Source organism: Opitutaceae bacterium (genome assembly GCA_041395105.1).
Classification (GTDB): Bacteria; Verrucomicrobiota; Verrucomicrobiia; order Opitutales; family Opitutaceae; genus B12-G4.
On record JAWLBB010000005.1, the window covers coordinates 136,802 to 153,672 of the forward strand.

The following is a 16,871-nucleotide window of genomic DNA, read 5'->3' on the forward strand; positions in this document are numbered from 1 at the left end:
TGGTCCATGCCGCCTGGGTTCCGGCGGATCGAGGCGTAAAGTCTCTCCTGCAGCCTCGCTCTCGGGCAGCTACTACTGTCCTGATCAGGAACGTTTCGCTTTGGGGCGCGGGCCGCACTTCGACCAATCCCACCCCTTGAAGCCCAGACTCCAGACCGGCGAGTTCTTCGCAATCTGCCAAGTCTTCCTGCCTTCGGTCATCAGCGGATCCGCCACGATGGACAAGGCATCATGGCCCGCTTTCCGCCAGGCCGCCCAGGAAATCCGCAACCGGGCGCCGGGCGTGCCGGAACGGGGATTCCCACTGATCGGAAGACCCCCCTCGGGATTCCAGAAACAATTGGCATTGGAGACCAGGGCACCGTCGGAAATGTCACCCTTGTAGCCACCGCAGAAGAGCCGGTTGCTCGGTCCCACCACGATATTGCCAAAGTAATTGGCGCTGCAGTGCTCGGGCTCAACCCGGGAAACCGAAGTCAAGGCATTCTTTCCCCGGGCAAAGACATTGTAACGCACCACGTTCTCGCGGCCGAAATGGATATTGAAGGGCGCATCCTTGGTATCGTGAACCAGGTTGTGCTCCACCAGGAGGTGCGAGGTGCCTTCATCCAGGTAGATGCCCCATCCTCCGTAATCCTGAGACCAGATATGATGAAGATGGTTGCCCCGGATCACCGTGCCGGGCTGGACCCCCAGGGTGTAGATCCCGCCCATGTCGCTGAGGATCCCCGCGCCGATGTCATGGATGAGATTGTGCTCGATCCGGTTGTTGCGCGACGGGGTCTCCCGGTAACCCCAGGTCCACCCGATCGAAATGCCGGTATAGCAGGAGTCGTGGATGTGGTTGTGCGCGACCGTGCAGTCGAAGGCATGGCCGAGCAACACCCCCACCCCCTGGTGAAAGATCCGGCCGATATGATGGATCCGGTTGTCCGTGATCGTCAGGTGACCTGTCCGCCCCTCCAACGATCCATCCAGATCCGTCCCACCCCCGCGGATACCGCCGGCGCCGAGATCATGGAGATGGTTGCCGACCGCCGCGCACCCACGACACCCCTCATCGAAGTCGAGTCCGTAGAGCCCGGCCCTTTCGATCGTGCAATCCCGCACCGCACAATCGCGCGCCGCCCGGAAGACCACTGAGCCCCTCACGAAATGAGCCGCCTGCGGACTGCCGCCGATCGGCAATTCCTCACCGTAGGTCCTGGCCTGATGAAATGACGGGAGTTCGGCGAGGGGCGAAAACCAATCCGCGTGCCGGAAGGTCAACCCGGTCAATGTGAAATCCCGGATGTGGGCGGTGGCATGCGCATCCCCGGCATCAACGGTGTCATTGAAGAACTGACCGCTTGCCCGGATGAAGGTATGGATCCTCGGTGCCGCGATCGTCGTATTCGCCGGGGTTTCTCCGGGACGCGGCAGATAGGTGAGCCGGCCCGTTTCGCGATTGAGATACCATTCTCCGGGTTCCGTCAGCGCCTCGTAGAGGTTGTCGACATAGTAGCGGGCCAAGGCCCGGTTGCCGTAGGCGGCGGCGTAGGCCTCGTAGAGATTGAAGGCGGAACGGCGGGCGAAGCGCATCCATCCCGTCCGCGGATTGAATTCCGGTCGCGGCAGACGTTCCTCAATCCAGTAGTGAAGGATCACAAACTCCGCATCGGGCAGGGAATCCCAATGCTCCAGATCCCCCGGTCTCGGCCTGAAGGTGTCGCTCCCGTCAAAGAGATCACCCGTTTCCGGATGTTTGATCTCACCGATCCGAAAAACGTTGGCGGCCGATTTCCGGTCGGGTGAAAACTTCGGCAGGCGGGCCCGGGGCGCCCGACGACCATTGACAAAAAGGGATCGGAAGAACCACTCCTCCGCAGCCACCTCCGGCAGATCCAGAGTCCACTCGACCCGGCCATTTCGCTCCCCGATCCTCCAACCCGTAAGGCTCTCACCTCCGTCAAAAACCGGATGAGCGCCCGGCGCGGCCGCGTAATGCGTGTCGGAGTCCCGCTGATCGAACCCGACCGACTCCGTCAGCGGATAGACCCCATCCTGCACCCGAACAGTGACTGCTCCGGAAACCACCCCCGATGACCGGAGCGCCCGCAGATTGTCACGTGCCCCGGCCAGAGTCGCCCAAGGTCCGTCCTTCCGATTTCGGGCAGGAGTCGCCCGCCGGCCGGACCATTTGTCGTTGCCGCGGGGTGAGAGAAAAAAGAAGGTCATGAAAGCGAGGGCCGTCGGCCAACCCGAATGCTATTTCGTCCTGCTCACCCTGTTCGGAATCCTGACCGGCCGGCCTTTGCGGTCCGACTCGAAGCTGGCATCGAGAAGCTTCTGGATCTCCGCCCCCCGGGCGAAGTCGGGCTGTTCCTGAACACCGGTCTGGATGGCTTTGATGAAGCGCTGATAATTGGAAAGGACCTTGGGCGCCTTGACGTCTTTCCAGACGATCCTGTCCAGATCCCGGCCAGCACAGATCCGGTAGGATTCCGTCGATCGTTCCGAATCAATTTCGACAGTGCCCCTGGTTCCGGAAATCTTCAGATAGAGGCGGTTGGGGTGTCCGCTTGCCCAGCGCGTGGTATGGATCGTGCCCAGTGCGCCATTGGCAAAAGTCACGTTGAGAACGGCCGAATCATTGGCATCGAGACGGAACTTCCCGATCCGGTTGCCGGGTGCCTTCGGGAAAGCCTTCAGGTTGCAGAAGAGCTCGGAAATCCGCCCCGCCGGATAGGTGGCGAAATCCAGGATGTGCACCCCGATGTCGCCAAGAGTGCCCTGGCTCCCGTGACGGGTCGAAAGCCGCCAGAGCCAATTCGGCGACGACGTCCAATCCCCCCAGGCCTTCGAGGTCAGCCAGGTCTGCAGGTAACTCGCCTCAACATGCCGGAGATCCCCCAGTTTTCCATCCCGGACGACCTTGGCGACCGCGTGAATGGCCGGCCAGTTCCGGTAGGAGAAATTGACCATGTTGATCTTCCCGGCCTTCGTGGCCGCCGCCACCATCTTCCTTGCCTCGGCATGATTGAGGGCGAGCGGCTTTTCGCAGAGCACATGCTTGCCCGCTTCAAGGCAACGGATGGAGAGCGGTGCATGGAAGGCGTCGGGCGTCACGATGACGACCGCGTCGAATTCCGCCCCGGCCAGCAATTCGTCGACACTGGAAAATCCCTGCGGAATCCCGTGCTTCTCACAATACGCCGCCACCCGCACCGGGTCGACGTCGGCCGCCGCCACCATTTCGCAGCCCTTGATCTGCTTGTACTGATCGGCATGGTGATTGGCCATGCCTCCCGTCCCGAGAATGGCGAGCCGAACTTTGCCGGACCGTTTGACTGAGGCGGGATACTTCAACATCGCAGCACGTTTCTTCATGGATGGGAGAAAATTCTCCGGGGCGAAGGCCAAAGGTCAAGGATGGCCCGGATCGATTCTCACAAGAGAACGGTAAAGCATCCCACCCATTTGCACCCCGGATCCGGAAAAGCGATCATAGGTGCATGTCCGCGAGTCGCCTTTTGCTTTCGCTGGTCATCGGGTGTTGCTGCAGCCCGCCGCCAGCCCTTCGGTCCCAGACGGAATTCAACGACGCCACCGCCCACCATCCGGCCGAGAGGGTTTTCAACGAGAAGATGAATCAGCCGGCCGAGCCCACCGACTACGAGATTCTGGTTCAGCAGGCCGTCGGGGCGATTCTCGCAAGTCACTGGGCCGAGGCCTTCAAAATGCTCAACCAGGCGATCGTCCTTGATCCCGGTCGACCGGAGGCCTACCTCAACTACGGCCGCGCCCACTTCATCCGCAATGAGTACGCTTACGCGGAAAGAGCCTTTCTCAAGGCCCAGGAGGTGGATCCCGATTTTGCGGCGGCCTGGTTCGAGTACGCGAAACTCATGGCCCTCAAGGGTGAAGCCGTCATCGCGTTTGAGTCCGCCAACAAGGCGGTTGTTCTCAGCGAATACCGGGAATGGAAATACCTCGTACTCCTGGCCGAACTCTCCGCCCGGCGCGGCGACCGGCTCGGGACCGAACTGGCCTTCGATCAGGCCATCGAGATTCTGCAGCAGCGCCACGACCGGATGGACCGGGCCATCACCGACGAAGAGATGAAGACCGACATCCGGGAGATATTCCACGATGTCGAGCTGGTGGGCAACATCGGCGGCGGCATGACCGAGATCCCGGTGACGCGGATCGAAACCGAGGGCCGCATCGCCCCCGATTCCTGGCTGGCCATGCGCAATCGGCTCAAGGACAAGATAGCGGAACTGGAAGCGCGCAAGGCGGATACACTCGCCGCGATCCCGCCCTGAAGGACCCGTCACCGGCGCGCCCAAACAAGACGTAGCAACCTACGGTTGGTTCTGAGGTGAAAAACAAACGGTAGGTTACTAGAATGGCGCTTGGTTGATGGGGTTGATTGTTGAGTCCACCATAGACTGTCGGAACGGCGCGCCCAGCGGTCGCACCCTACCTGATATGACCGATCTGGCGGTAGGGCGTGACCGCCGGGCGCGCCATCGATCCTACGGTTTGTTCTAACGGGAAGAACCCTACGGTGTATGCTACGTTTTGTTTGGCACCGGAATCTGTTTTGAAAGACAGACCGCCGCTCCGCCCGTCGAAGAACCCGCCAGGCTCCTGGCACCGCGAGTGCAATCATCCCGACGCCCGATTTTATCCGGATAAGTCCGCCTTCTACCAAAATCGCTTTCCACTTCTAGTTTCCTTCTTTCCCCGGTGCCACCGACCCGCTCTGGACACGAACATGCCGGTGTCGTAGACCACAATGAATCCGGACAGCCGGAACCCGTAGCGGATCGAACCAGACAATACATATGAGAGAGCCTGCCTTCAAAGTCATCCCGCCTTTTCTCGCGAAATCCGCCGTCTTGGCGCTGGTCCTCTGCAGCCTGACCAACGGCTGCCTCTCCTCACCCTCCCGGCAGGCCCTGCCGCCCTCTCCCCTGCCCGGATACGACTATGACCAGGAGTTCTTTCCGGGAGCCATCTATGATACCGCCGTCCCCACCCCGGATGCGGTTCTCGGCTTCAGGGTCGGCAGCCAGGCAGCCACGCCCGACCAGATCGAGGCTGTCATCACCGCCCTGGCGGCTCACAGCCGGAGAGTGAAGCTTGTCCGTTACGCCACCTCGCACGAGGGTCGGGGCCTCCACTACCTGGTCATCGCTTCCGAGGCCAATCTGGCGAAGCTCGACGATCTCCGGTCCGGCCTCGACCAACTGGCGGATCCCCGAGCCCTGTCCCCCAAAGAAGGTGATCGACTCACCAAATCGTTGCCGGCCGTTGCCTGGCTGGCCTATTCCATTCACGGCGACGAACTCTCCGGGGCGGACGCCGCCCTCGTCCTCGCCCACCATCTGGCCGCCGGGACCGGAGACGACGCCAAGTCCCTCCTCAAGGAACTCATCATCATCATCGATCCGCTGATGAATCCCGACGGACGCGCGCGTTGCCTCGCGGCGGTGGCCCAGAACCGCACCGCGCAACCGTCGATCGACGACCAATCCCTCCTTCACTCAGGTATCTGGCCCGGTGGTCGGACCAATCACTACCTCTTCGACCTGAACCGTGACTGGCTCTGGGCGACCCAACCGGAGACCCGTGGCCGACTGGCGGCGATCGGCGACTGGCATCCCCACTACCTCCTGGAAAGCCATGAAATGTGGTCGCAGGACACCTTTCTCTTTTCACCGAGCCGGCCGCCCAAGAACCCCAACTTCCCTCAGCAGGCCCTCTACTGGAGCGGGCGCTTCGCCGAGGATCATGCGAAAGCCTTCGACGCGCGGGGCTGGCGCTACTACGTCGGTGAATGGAATGAGGAATGGTATCCGGGATATTCGTCGACCTGGGCACCTCTGCGCGGCGCCATCGCCAGCCTCTTCGAGCAGGCCGGCATAGTGACCGACGCTGTCCGCCGCGCCGAGGGCACCCTCGAGACCTACCGGGAGGCGGTTCATAAACAACTGGTCAGTTCGGTCAGCGACCTGAACACTCTGGCCCGAAACCGGGAGGCCATCCTGCGGGATTTCCTGGCCGAAAAGCGCGACTGTGTTGCGGACGGCGGATCCCGGGAGAAGAGGACCTGGGCCATCCTGCCGACAGACAACCGCGCCCGTTGGAATCAGTTTCTCGACCTCCTCCAAATCCAGGGCTTTGAGGTCTACCGGGCCGAAGAAGCCTTCAAGGGTTCCGGAATCGATCGTCTGGGCATCGACGTCGGCGATCAGGAGTTTCCGGCCGGGACGCTGCTCCTTCCCGAGCGCCAGCCGGAAGCACGGCTTCTCGCGACCCTCATGGAGTTTGATCCACGAATGTCGACCGACTTCCTGATCGAAGAGCGACGCGAACTCATTCGGTTCGATCGATCGAAACTCTATGATGTCACCGGTTGGAGCGCGCCCATGCTCTTCGACCTCAACTGCATCACCCTCACCGGCGACATGCCGGCCGCCGCCAAGGCCGTCCGGGTCGACGCCGCCAGCTCAATCGTGGAATCCAGACCCGTGGAAAACGAATCCACCACGGTCGCCTTCATCATTGACGGTGCCGACGACGCCAGCGTGATTGCCGCCGGCCGCCTGATGGAACGCGGCGTCCGGGTGCGGGTTGCGGACAAGGCACTTGCCTTTGACGGTCGGAGCTACGGCCGAGGCTCCGTGCTCATCAGCCGCATCGACAACACCCTCTTCGATGGCGACCTGCCGGCGACCATCGCGGAGGTGGCCGCCATCACCGGGACCGAGATCCGGGGACTCCACACCGGGATGGGTGCCGGCGATCTGCCTGATCTCGGAGGCGAGCATTTCATCCTGTTGCGGACTCCGCGGATCGCGGTCATCGGCAAGGAACCGATCCGTTCCGGGTCCTACGGCGAATGCTGGTACACGATCGACCACGTCCTCGGGTTGCGGGCGTCCTATCTGGACTTTCATGATCTCGAGTATACCGACCTGCGCCGTTACAACGTGATCGTCGTCCCTTCGGCGCCCACCGAGGCACTGGACGGAGTCATGGACGCCCTCAAACCATGGGTCGAGGCGGGCGGAACCCTCATCGGAATCGGTGGATCAACCGGCGCCATCGCCCGGGAGACCGGAGGCATCGGATCGATCCGTCAATTGCCCGACATACTCGCCCAACCCGAACCCTATCTCCAGGCCATCATCCGTGAGTGGGAGGGACGCACCACCACCGTGGATGCGGATGCCGTCTGGTCGCATACCGCACCGACCGGAAAAGACGCTCCCGTCATTCCGTGGCTGGGCACGGGCGTTACGGACGGCGATGACCAGCCCGATAAGGACGAGCTTCTACGCCGGGACGCCTGGCGAGAAATTTTCATGCCGCACGGGGCGATTGTCGCCGGTCGGGTCGACGACCGCTCCTGGCTGACTGCGGGGGCCGCCGACTACCTGCCGATCAACTACCAGGCTGAGCACGTCTTGATGGTCCCACCGGGAGTCGAAGCCCCGGTCCGGATCGGCACCTTCCACCCGGTGCCCGTCCCGACCCAGACATCCGAGCCCCACGAGGATGGATCCGAAGGTGAAGCCGGAGATCAGGACGAACCGGTTTCCCCCGGATGGACGATCGCGCCCCCGGGCTTTGAGCTGCGCGTCCGCATGAGCGGACTGCTCTGGCCGGAGGCGGTCGAACGGATCGCCAATTCGGCGGGTCTGGCCCGCGAAAGCATCGGCGCCGGCCAGATCATCCTCTTCGCCTCGGATCCGCTTTTCCGGGCCTCCGCTCCGGGAACCGCCCGTCTCTTCACCAACGCGGTCGTTTGCGGGCCCGGCATGGGGGCCGACCAGCCGATTGATCTGTAGGGTCGCCGCCGCGATCCTGCAGCTATTCGGGCGCTCCTTCGAAGGACGGCCAACTTTTGCGATCACACCCGTTGCACTCGGCCGACTCCCGCCCATAGTGCTGGACCATGCCCCAGGACGACACGCGACCTCACATCGTGATCGCGGGTGCCACCGGCTTTGTCGGCACGGCCCTGCGCAGGGCCCTCATGTCCGACTTCCGGATCACCGGCCTGACCCGGTCGGCCAGCCGCACGGACGGACTTGATTCGAGGACCGGCACTTATTGGCGCCATTGTGACCTGTTCTCGCTGCTTGAACTGGAACAGGCCCTCCAGGGCGCCGACTACGCCATCTACCTGGTTCACTCGATGATGCCTTCCGCCCGGCTGCGCCAGGGATCCTTTGCCGATCTCGACCTGATCATGGCGGACAACTTCGCGCGGGCCGCCAAACACGGCGGCGTCAAACAGATCGTCTACCTCGGCGGCCTCGTCCCCAAGAGCGACCATCTCTCCCTCCATCTGGCCAGTCGGCTTGAGGTGGAGCATGCCCTCGGTTCGGGAACCTCGCCGCTGACCGCGCTGCGAGCCGGGCTCATCGTGGGGCCCGGAGGATCTTCCCTGCGCATTGTCATCAACCTGGTCCGCCGCCTTCCGCTCATGGTCCTGCCGAAGTGGACCCGTACCCTGACCCAGCCCATCGCCATCGACGACGTTGTCCGGGCTTTTCGCCTTGTCCTGGGAAACCCGGCGTATTGCGGCGGCCACTACGATATCGGCGGGCCGAACGTGATGAGCTACCAGCAGATGCTCAAGCATACGGCCGACGTGCTTGGACGGCGCCGGGTCATGGTCAATGTTTCGATCCTGTCCGTCGCCCTTTCCAAGATCTGGGTCTCCCTCCTCGGGGGCGCATCCCGGAAGCTGGTCGGACCGCTGGTCGACAGCCTGAAGTACCCGATGGTCGCGGAGAGAAACCCCGTCCAGAACGAGCTGATGCGGGGCGCCAAGTCGTTTCATACTGCCCTGCGGGAATCGATCGACGATCGCGGACGCCTCATCCCCAATCCCCGGGACGACATCCGCCGCATCGATGACCGGGCCATCCGTCACGCCCGTCGCGTCCGCTCTGTCCAGCGCATGCCGCTTCCGGATTCCTACACCGCACGCATGGTGGCCGAGGAATACTACCGCTGGCTCCCCACCCTTGTCCGCCCGCTCCTGCGCTGCGAGCTGGCGGAGGGTGGAAAGCTTCGCCTCTGCCTGGGATTCACCCGCTGGCTCCTGGTCGAGTTTTCCCACTCGGCGGAGCGAAGCACGGAAGACCGGCAGCTCTTCTACATCACCGGGGGCATCCTCGCCCGGACCCGCGACAATCCCAAGGGCCGCATCGAGTTCCGCGAGATGCTCGACCGCCGATGGGTGCTCGCGGCCATCCACGAGTATTCGCCCATGCTGCCCTGGTACTTCTACAGCGCCACCCAGGCTCTTGTCCACCTCATGGTGATGCGGAAATTCGCCCGACACCTCGGACGGATCCGGGATGCCGAGCTGGCCAAGGACCGGGAGAACCGACCCGGCTCGTGAGCTACAGGCTACCGCTCCAGCCGCATGATGGCGTTGCCCAGTCCGGTTGAATAGACGGTTCCGTCGTTCGGCGACAGGATCATGCCCGTCATGGCGCCCGGAGCCGGTTCCCAGAGCGGGGGACCAAAGAGTTCGAGCCAGGATTCACCCGCCTGGATGCGCCCATCGATCGTCGCAAGAATCGCCTCCGTCTCCGGGGTCAGGAGGCTGAAGACTTTCGAGAGATTCCCGGTCGCCGGATCGTAAACCGCGATCTCGCTGGTCAGCGGGAGGGCGATCCAGAGCCGTTTGTGTGCATCGAGTTCGAGATTGTCCGGCCTGACCGTGTCGAGAAGCATGATCCGGTCAGACACGGCCCCGGCCGCGGTATCCACGTGAAACCGCAGCACGCCCCGATGGGTTTCGGAAAGGTAAAGGTAACCCCCGTCCTCATCGAGGACCAGGCCGTTGGCGAAATAGAAGCCGTCAGCCAGCTCCACCGCGATACGCTCTTCGCCACCTCGAGCCGGAGGCAGATAGAAGAGCGCGCCATCGGGAGTGGGGAAATCAACGGACACGAAGAGATCCCGCTCCCCGAATTCGGGTCCGTTCCGGGTTGACTGGGTGAACCAGATGCCGCCGAGTCGGTCCTCCCGGGCCATGTTGATGCCGAAGGGGTGCTGGTAAACCTTCTCCACCGCCTCAGTGGCGACGTCCACCCGATAAAGACCCCCGCGGAAAACATCGGCGCCGAGTATATGGGTTCCCGAGGGATTGAGCGTGACTCCATTGATCGTGCTCACGATCTCTGGAGGACGGTGTTCGTAGCCGGCTTCGGCGAACCGGCCGAACGGCTCGCCGGAGCCATCCGCATGAACCAGGCGAAGCCCACTGATCTGGTCGGACACGATCAGGCGTCCATCGGCCAGAACCACCCCGTCTTCCGGTCGGTGGAGCGAACCATCAGTCGGAAAGATCATTTCCGGCTGGAAGGACCAATGGCGCAAGGCAGGGGCGGTCGACCCGGCAGACAAAAGCCCGGCAATGACAAACGACGCACCGGCCAGAATGATGGATTTCAGTAGGTTCATGGTTGTCTCGTGTCCCTTTCTGGCGGGGCGGGGTCTGAGGAGGTGAGAGCACTCAGACTGGTGACAAGCCGGTCCATTGCAAGCCGCCGGGAGAGATCCCGACCTACGGGAAAACCGAACTGAGATAAATCCGGATCGCCCGGAGATCACCGCCTCCGCGGTAAGCGACGCCAAATCGGTCAAAGCTCATCACCTTCAGCGAAATCCGCTCCTCAATACCCACGGCCAGACCAACCTCGAATTCCTGCTTGAGTTCGACCATCGGATCCTGGATCTGACCGAAACCGATTGTGTTGAAATACCAGTAGTGGGCGATGTGGGGCTTGAGATGGAGCTGACGTCCGTCCACCCGCCAGGATCCCAGAGCCAGATCCCCTTCGAACCCCGTGACCAACCGGGCGAAGCTGTCACTCCGCGCAATGTCCGGCACTTGGCCGAACCATTGCAGACCGTTGATCATATCGATCCTGAAGTCGCCCAGGGCGGGCAGCGTCACCCGGCTGTTGAGTCCGAAATAATAGATCTGGGCCGACTCAGCCCCGGACATCTGCCAGCCATATCCATAGTGGACATACGGTTTCAGCACCCAGGACCCCTTGATCGGAATCCTGAAATCCATTCCCGGAACGAACGAGACAGTCTGCAGGTTGTTCGAGAGATCGATGATATCGCCGATGTCACCGAGGTCGATCGTCTGCAACCCGAAGGTAAGCGGGAGGCGCAACCGGGTGGCCACCCCCCGATTCTGCAGGAAATGCAGAGGGATGACCGGCTCCACCTTGAGGACGAAGACCTCGTCCTCCCCCACCCGATAGGCTCCGGTCCCGAAAGCCGCGCTGTAAGCCCAATGATAAAGGCTGTCGATGTCCCGCTGGGTGACCGCCACCTGGGCACCGGCCGGCTGGATCAGGCCCAGGCTCATCGCCATCAACAGGAGGACTCGGGGAAAACGTGACATGGGACGAAACAACGCCGCATTCTCAGGGGATCCGGAGACATGACGATTCTTTTCCCGACGCCCGAACCCTCACCTTCAGAATCTCGTGTTGGTTACCGGAACTTCACTCCTTCGACGTTGCGCTGATAGAGGGGTTCGAAATCGTCGAGACTTCCCGCCTTCTTTCCTTCAATCACGAAGTTCTCAAAGACGAATCCACGCACACCGTCCTTTCCGCGCAGAACGTTCTGAACCCCTTCGTAGGTGGGTTTCTTCTCGAACCAGATATCCTTGAAGACAAAGTTTTCGTAACTCACCCGTTCGGTGCGGGATCCCAGATAAAAAAGCCGGTTGGCCTGGAAATCCACCCGGACGTCCTCAAAGGATTTGTTGCGGACGAAGTGAGCCTCCGCACTGCGGAAAGTCCCGGCGATGACCGCCCGGTTCGAGCCCGCATTCATCGCGTCGGCCGGGACGAGATTGGCCGGCACCCCGATTCCATCGGCCCCGGGGTTGGGCAGGATGTCCCATTCACCCCGCACGATATCGATCCGCCGCACCTGAACGGGCGTGTCATTGTCGCGACTGAGCCCCCAGCCCAGTTGCAGGCAGGCGCCATTGACCATGCCCCAGAAAGTGCAGTCCTCGACCGACCCGACGTTGATGTAGACCGCATCATCATTGACCCGCATGAATGAGCCGCGCTTGTGGACCCCGTGGATCCCGTCGCTGGAAAAACGCCAGCCGAAAGTCTTCAGGTTGTCGTTCTGAAAGGCCCAGCCCACGCAGAAGTGATAGGGGTGGGCCACAAGGACACCTTCGAAGTGACTCGACGTATCTTCAGTCCCCCGAGGCGACTTGAAGGAAAGGAGCGGCTTCACTTCGTCGCCGGCGGGACTGATCCAGGCGGGATAGCGTCGGCGCCAATCCGGGACCGACTTGGCAAAGGGCCAACGCGACCCGATGATCATCCCGCGGCCCGCCACGGAGAAGCCCGCCTTGCGGATGTCCACCCGGCCATTGATCAGGGTGTTCTGGGGGATATAGAGCGCGTCATACTCACTGGATTCATCGATGAACAGACGATTGAGCTCATCCAGGAAGGGAGAGGTCTCATCAATCACTCCCGGAGGAAGGACCAGGACATTCCCTTCGGGGATCATCGACGGCGGGTTCAGAAAAAACACCAACCCATCCTGGAGGGCGTCCGCGTCCTTCACCGGTGCGTTGATCTCGACCAGGATGTGCCTGGTAAAGGTGTGGGGATCCGCCTCAAACTCGACCCAGGCGGGGCCTGTTTCCTGCGTGGCAAGCATCTCCTTCAAACGGGTCGGCTTAAGGCGCAGCCTCTGGATTGAGGTGCCGTCAATGAGTTCAACCCGCACCCTTACCCGCAAATCGCTGTCGACCTGGGCGACATGGACCGCGGTCTGACTGTGCTTGGCCGGCAGCGTCTCCGGGTCGAGGTAATCCGGCCAGAGTTTATAGGTTGTGGTGCCATGGAGAGCGGCATCCCATGGAGTCGGATCGGTTGCAGGTTTGACCAGCACCCGATAACGCGGCGATAGGGCGACCCCCGCCGGATAGTTGGAAGAATCCGGCACGGGAGTGAATCGATCGATACCCGCAACGGCCAGGGACGCACCAAAGAGCATGAGAAAGGCGACTCGGAGCACAAAGACCATCCTGACTGCCGACAGGACCCGGGCAAGGCCGCAGCAAGTGGGACAGTAATCCCGGGGGCTGCCACCCGCTGCGGAGGTCGGTGGTTGACACGACCTCCCGCCCTCCGAGCATCACCGCCTTAAGCACAAGAGAGAATCCGGACACGACGAGCATCTACTACCTCCACCTGGTCTTCGCCCTCGTTCTTTCCCACCTCCTCCTGGGCGAGTCCTACACCGTTGCCCAACTCGGCGGCGCCACTCTCATCGTCGCCGGCAGCCTCCTCGGGATGAGGGCCGCCCGAAGCGCGGTTTGACCGAGTCGGTTGGGTCCTGAATGAAGGGGTCAGGCCGCTTTTTCTCTACGATTTCGAAATCCTATATGAAAAGCGGCCTGACCCCGTTGATCGATCCCCGTCACGATTTGACTTACCATGGGTTGCAGAATGGTCGAAACTGCCACGACCGATTCGATCCGGAACCCCGCCTTCTCCATGAAATTCGAAATCCAGTCCGGAAAGGTCTCCTTTTCATCCGGTCCGTTCTCGCTTGGTCCCGGGGCACCTCGACTCCGGGTCGATGGGCATCCCCGTCGCCTTCGATTCGCCAAGGGCGACTCCGGCCATAACGTCGCCTGGTGCAACGCACAGATCGCACTGACACTTGCCCTCGTTCAGGAGACCCGCCGCCGGGTCCGCTGCACCGCCCGCCTGCAACACCATGGGTCGCATGCGCTCACCCTGAACGAGGTGACCCTCTTCGCCAGCCCGCGAGTCAACCTCGGGTCGAAACCGGACGATGTGCGGATCCTCGAACAGGATGCCTACCTGGGACGCGTCCGCACGCCCCGTCAGATGCATTCGGGCAGCGACGGGCTCAAGGCCCTCGATGGCACCAGCGGTGCCTTCGTCAGCCAGAACGTCACTGTCTTCCATTGTCCGCTGAGCGGCCGCTCCCTGCTCATCGGATTTGAAACCGTCGATCGTTGGCTTCCCCGGATCAGCGCTCGTATGTCGGCCATGGCGGAGGATCAAGGGAAGCCTGTCGAAAACGTGGATGGAGTCGCGGAATTGACTACAGTCAAGGCAGGATCTTCCGGCTGTCCACCTGTTCCAGCCTTCCGCGAATTCATCATCGGTTTTGACGGCGGCGACTACCTGCTCGAGCCGGGTGAATTCCTCCCGCTGGGTGACTTTGTCCTGGAAGAAGGAACGGATCCACTTGCCCTGCTCGATTCCCACGGTCGCCGGATCAAGAGGCGCAACCGTTTCGCGGATCCGATCGGACCGTTGGCCAACTGGTGCAGCTGGTACCCCTACCGGCTCGGGGTAACCGATGACCTCGTCCTCGCGACCGCCCATGCCGCGCGCAGCCGTCACCTTGACAAACTCGGCCTGCGCTTCCTCCAGGTCGATCTCGGCTGGCAGAAGGACAATATCCCCAGCTTCTTTGAAGAGAACGAACGCTTCGCCCGCGGTCTGAAATGGCTCAGCGCCGGCCTGAAGCGAGAGGGCTTTGATCTCGGGGTCTGGGTCGGGGTCCTCTGCATCGCGGATACCCACCCCATCGCCCGCGAACATCCGGAGTGGCTGCTTCCCGGTGCCGACGGGAAACCCCGCTGCAACTACAATTGGTTCTGGGCACCGTTCTGCCCGATCCACGCCCTCGATGTCTCCCACCCGGGAGCCCGGGAGTGGCTCCGGGAAAACTTCACGCGCCTGGCCGAAAAAGGAGTCCGTTTCGTCAAGTGGGACTTTGCGGGAATTGTTACCGGAAAGGAACTACGGTCGCGCCACGATCCTCGGATGGTCAATTCGCGGGCCCGCGAGGCGGTGCGGACCGCCCTGCGTATCGGTCAGGAAGCGCTCGACTCAACCGGGGAAAAGGCACTGATGATCGACTGTTCCGCCACCGACTATGCGGGGGCCGGCATCGCCGCGATCAACTACGCCAACCTGGATACCGGGAACACCGGCCTGGGGTGGCGGCATCTGCGCGATGTCTACACTTCGTTCGCCTGCCACTTCCACAAACACCATTGGACCCTGCTTCAGCCCTCCTGCCTCGTCGTGGGGCTGCCCGGGACACTCGAAGAGGCGCGCATCCGCGCCACGGCAACCTTCATGGGCGCCGGTCATGTCGATCTTGGGGACGACCTGACCTCCCTACCGGAGGACCGGTGGGCGGTTCTCCTCGCCAGTCTCCCACCCAACGACACCCCGGCCAGACCCGTCGACCTTTTCCACCCGATCAGGACCGGCACCCTGTCCTACCTTCAGATGATCAAGGCGGGCGAAGACAAATCGGCCACCGACTCTTCCGGCTTTCCCGTCCCCACGGAGGGCGAGCCCGCCGGGACCTGCGTCTGGGCAGCGAAGATGGTCGGCGACTGGGATGAATGGCATCTTGTCGCCCTGTTTAACTGGACCGAACCGCCGACCGAAGAGGGCTCCGGGGTGAACCTTGCCCGCCGCTTCCAAGTCGATTTCGAACGACTCGGATTCGCGGGGAACACGAAGTTCTGGGCCTACGAGTTCTGGTCCGGCCAGTTCCTCGGGGAGATCCCGCGCCCGTCGCGGCCCGAGGGCGCCTACCGGCACCCCGGCGACTTCGCCCACCCGGTCCTCGAATCCGGCCCCGGCCTGCTCGATATCGGCTTCCATGGTCCGGCCGTGAAACTCCTGGTCCTGCGCAAACCGCGCCCCCATCCCTGGCCGCTGGGCACCAGTTTCCACCAGAGCGGGGGCCGCGAACTGAGCGATGTCCACTGGAATGCCCGCACCCGCACCCTCTCGGGAAAACTCCACCGCCCACCCGGCGAAAGCGGTTTCATCATGATCGCCTGCCCTGAGCCCGGTCGAAGGGCCAATCCCCGGCCCGACGGCGTCAACCACCACCGCCATCCGATCATCGCCACCGCCGACGTCACCGAATGGTCCGTGCCCATCCACTGACCGGCTTATCCGGAATCGGCCACCAACCGGCGGAACTTCCCCTTCAGACTCTCTCCGTATTCATTAATCCCATACGACGACCCGAGGCCGCTCAACCGGGGATGCGGGTGCGCCTGGCGTTTCGAGAAGAAATCGGCGTCGGTCTCTTCGACGTGGATGAAGTGATAGGCCAGCCCGGCCCGGGCCTTTGTAGAACGATTGTTGCCGGTGGCATGGGGCGCGCCATAGCAGAAGAAGACCACCCCGCCCGCCTTCAGCTCCATCAGCTCCGCTTTGGATTCGTCGACCTGGCAGAAGATGTGGTGATCGCTGAAAGGGTCGCGCTGGTGCGCGATGGCCTCTTTGAAGGCGTGGGGGACGAGGCGAAGCGTCCCGTTCTCCTCGTTCGCATCATGAATGGCGATCCACATGGCCACACCGCGGACGGGACGCTTGATCTTGAAATAGGCGTTGTCCTGGTGCCAGTTGGTGCCCCGGCCCGTGCCCGGGGGTTTGAGAAAGATCTGGTCGAGCTGCAGGGCGACCTCGTCACCGATCAGGGCGGTGACCGCATCGATCACCTTCTGCTCGAAGGGCAGTGCCCTCATGAGGGCGCTGAAGGGCGAACAGGGACAAAGCTGCAGGTTATGGGCGGTCGTCGAATGCGTGGCGCCGTCGCCGTCCGTGCTGACATTCCGCAGAAACCCGTGGTTCTGAAGTCGCTCGACGTCGGTCTGGAGCGCTACGGTTTCCCCGGCATCAAAAAAGCCCGGGACGGCGACATAGCCCCTGTCGAGGAATTGGGAGATCTGATCGGGCGTGAGTTTCATAAGGTGCGGGATACCACTGTAGGTC

The 16,871-nt window shown here is 62.4% G+C and carries 11 protein-coding genes; 5 read left to right on the top strand and 6 right to left on the bottom strand.

Translation table 11 applies throughout. The annotated features are described in order from the left end of the window. Positions 1 to 84: 84 nt before the first annotated feature. Both R3F07_15800 and R3F07_15805 read right to left on the bottom strand, forming a co-directional pair. Positions 85 to 2,217 carry a right-handed parallel beta-helix repeat-containing protein gene (locus R3F07_15800; protein MEZ5277845.1) on the bottom strand — a complete coding sequence of 711 codons (2,133 nt, stop codon included), beginning with the start codon at positions 2,215 to 2,217 and terminating at the stop codon, positions 85 to 87. Between the two features lie 30 nt (positions 2,218 to 2,247). Further along, entirely contained in the window at positions 2,248 to 3,369 is a 1,122-nt protein-coding gene (locus tag R3F07_15805; GenBank protein MEZ5277846.1) for a Gfo/Idh/MocA family oxidoreductase, read from the bottom strand. Between the two features lie 125 nt (positions 3,370 to 3,494). Here R3F07_15805 and R3F07_15810 point away from each other — a divergent pair, with 125 nt between their 5' ends. The 3 genes from R3F07_15810 (at position 3,495) to R3F07_15820 (ending at position 9,412) form a co-directional block, all read left to right on the top strand. Further along, positions 3,495 to 4,307, top strand: a complete 813-nt coding sequence (locus tag R3F07_15810) for a hypothetical protein (GenBank protein MEZ5277847.1) — start codon at positions 3,495 to 3,497, stop codon at positions 4,305 to 4,307. 525 nt (positions 4,308 to 4,832) lie between these two features. Further along, the gene (locus tag R3F07_15815) at positions 4,833 to 7,844 is read left to right on the top strand and encodes a M14 family metallopeptidase (protein MEZ5277848.1); all 3,012 of its coding nucleotides are present in this window, start codon (positions 4,833 to 4,835) and stop codon (positions 7,842 to 7,844) included. Between the two features lie 107 nt (positions 7,845 to 7,951). Beyond that, a complete protein-coding gene (locus tag R3F07_15820; GenBank protein MEZ5277849.1) occupies positions 7,952 to 9,412 on the top strand; it encodes an NAD(P)H-binding protein in 1,461 nt (486 codons plus the stop codon). Positions 9,413 to 9,420: 8 nt separating this feature from the next. Here the strand turns inward: R3F07_15820 and R3F07_15825 are convergent, their stop codons facing one another. From R3F07_15825 to R3F07_15835, 3 genes are all read right to left on the bottom strand, one after another. Then, the gene (locus R3F07_15825) at positions 9,421 to 10,482 is read right to left on the bottom strand and encodes an SMP-30/gluconolactonase/LRE family protein (protein ID MEZ5277850.1); all 1,062 of its coding nucleotides are present in this window, start codon (positions 10,480 to 10,482) and stop codon (positions 9,421 to 9,423) included. A gap of 103 nt (positions 10,483 to 10,585) precedes the next feature. Beyond that, positions 10,586 to 11,440 (bottom strand): hypothetical protein, encoded by an 855-nt coding sequence (locus R3F07_15830; GenBank protein ID MEZ5277851.1) that lies wholly within the window; start codon positions 11,438 to 11,440, stop codon positions 10,586 to 10,588. A gap of 92 nt (positions 11,441 to 11,532) precedes the next feature. Beyond that, positions 11,533 to 13,104, bottom strand: a complete 1,572-nt coding sequence (locus R3F07_15835) for a hypothetical protein (protein ID MEZ5277852.1) — start codon at positions 13,102 to 13,104, stop codon at positions 11,533 to 11,535. 80 nt (positions 13,105 to 13,184) lie between these two features. Here R3F07_15835 and R3F07_15840 point away from each other — a divergent pair, with 80 nt between their 5' ends. Together R3F07_15840 and R3F07_15845 are read left to right on the top strand one after the other, a co-directional pair. Continuing rightward, positions 13,185 to 13,400 (top strand): EamA family transporter, encoded by a 216-nt coding sequence (locus R3F07_15840; protein MEZ5277853.1) that lies wholly within the window; start codon positions 13,185 to 13,187, stop codon positions 13,398 to 13,400. Between the two features lie 177 nt (positions 13,401 to 13,577). Then, positions 13,578 to 16,037 carry an alpha-galactosidase gene (locus R3F07_15845; protein MEZ5277854.1) on the top strand — a complete coding sequence of 820 codons (2,460 nt, stop codon included), beginning with the start codon at positions 13,578 to 13,580 and terminating at the stop codon, positions 16,035 to 16,037. Between the two features lie 5 nt (positions 16,038 to 16,042). Here the strand turns inward: R3F07_15845 and R3F07_15850 are convergent, their stop codons facing one another. Continuing rightward, on the bottom strand, positions 16,043 to 16,846 hold the full coding sequence (locus R3F07_15850; protein ID MEZ5277855.1) for a phytanoyl-CoA dioxygenase family protein: 804 nt from the start codon (positions 16,844 to 16,846) through the stop codon (positions 16,043 to 16,045). Positions 16,847 to 16,871 lie beyond the last annotated feature (25 nt).

What these genes read in the sequence shown, in the direction of transcription:
- R3F07_15800 (MEZ5277845.1), bottom strand. Translation starts at nt 2,217, where the DNA reads ATGACCTTCTTTTTTCTCTCACCCCGCGGCAACGACAAATGGTCCGGC.
- R3F07_15805 (MEZ5277846.1), bottom strand. Translation starts at nt 3,369, where the DNA reads ATGAAGAAACGTGCTGCGATGTTGAAGTATCCCGCCTCAGTCAAACGG.
- R3F07_15810 (MEZ5277847.1), top strand. Translation starts at nt 3,495, where the DNA reads ATGTCCGCGAGTCGCCTTTTGCTTTCGCTGGTCATCGGGTGTTGCTGC.
- R3F07_15815 (MEZ5277848.1), top strand. Translation starts at nt 4,833, where the DNA reads ATGAGAGAGCCTGCCTTCAAAGTCATCCCGCCTTTTCTCGCGAAATCC.
- R3F07_15820 (MEZ5277849.1), top strand. Translation starts at nt 7,952, where the DNA reads ATGCCCCAGGACGACACGCGACCTCACATCGTGATCGCGGGTGCCACC.
- R3F07_15825 (MEZ5277850.1), bottom strand. Translation starts at nt 10,482, where the DNA reads ATGAACCTACTGAAATCCATCATTCTGGCCGGTGCGTCGTTTGTCATT.
- R3F07_15830 (MEZ5277851.1), bottom strand. Translation starts at nt 11,440, where the DNA reads ATGTCACGTTTTCCCCGAGTCCTCCTGTTGATGGCGATGAGCCTGGGC.
- R3F07_15835 (MEZ5277852.1), bottom strand. Translation starts at nt 13,104, where the DNA reads ATGGTCTTTGTGCTCCGAGTCGCCTTTCTCATGCTCTTTGGTGCGTCC.
- R3F07_15845 (MEZ5277854.1), top strand. Translation starts at nt 13,578, where the DNA reads ATGAAATTCGAAATCCAGTCCGGAAAGGTCTCCTTTTCATCCGGTCCG.
- R3F07_15850 (MEZ5277855.1), bottom strand. Translation starts at nt 16,846, where the DNA reads ATGAAACTCACGCCCGATCAGATCTCCCAATTCCTCGACAGGGGCTAT.